The organism is Oribacterium sp. HCP3S3_B9, assembly GCF_052064255.1.
GTDB lineage: Bacteria > Bacillota > Clostridia > Lachnospirales > Lachnospiraceae > Oribacterium.
The window spans coordinates 1-579 of sequence record NZ_JBQHVY010000076.1 but is presented as its reverse complement, the minus strand read 5'-3'; the positions used below and the strand labels follow the sequence as shown (position 1 = coordinate 579).

1 tRNA gene and 2 rRNA genes are annotated in these 579 nt (G+C 43.9%); all 3 read left to right on the top strand.

Annotation, left to right across the window (positions count from 1 at the left end):
* Positions 1-76, top strand: a 16S ribosomal RNA gene (locus tag ACTNC3_RS11520); the annotation flags it as partial.
* Positions 77-149: 73 nt separating this feature from the next.
* Positions 150-267, top strand: a 5S ribosomal RNA gene (rrf, locus tag ACTNC3_RS11515).
* 5 nt (positions 268-272) lie between these two features.
* Positions 273-345: transfer RNA gene (locus tag ACTNC3_RS11510), tRNA-Ala, on the top strand.
* The last annotated feature ends 234 nt before the right edge of the window (positions 346-579 follow it).

The window sequence follows — 579 nt, the reverse complement described above, 5'->3', positions numbered from 1 at the left end:
GAAGGCAGGACTAATAACTGGGGTGAAGTCGTAACAAGGTAGCCGTATCGGAAGGTGCGGCTGGATCACCTCCTTTCTAAGGATTAAGTAAGGGTCTGTGTGTTAATCGATAGTTGATTTCAAGATCGAACATTAAAAAGTTAATTTTACCTGGTGTTGATGCGGTCAGGGGTAACACCCGTTCCCATCCCGAACACGACGGTTAAGACTTGATCGGCCGAAAATACTACGTTGGTAACGATGTGGGAACATAGGTGGACGCCAGGTATTATGGGGGTATAGCTCAGTTGGGAGAGCACCTGCCTTGCAAGCAGGGGGTCAAGGGTTCGAATCCCTTTATCTCCACTCGTGATCTTAGATCACGATGAACATTGATAACTGAATATCTGCAAAATATAAATTATTCTAATTATTAGAGTAAGACATCCGAGGCGTTAACGAAAGTTAACGAATTAAAAAACCAGATGATGGAAACATCATCACACAGCCAACATCGATTCACGCTAGAATCGATGAGTGAGAAGGAACTCACGAAAATTGGTTAAGCATTAAGAGCATAGGGCGGATGCCTAGGCACTA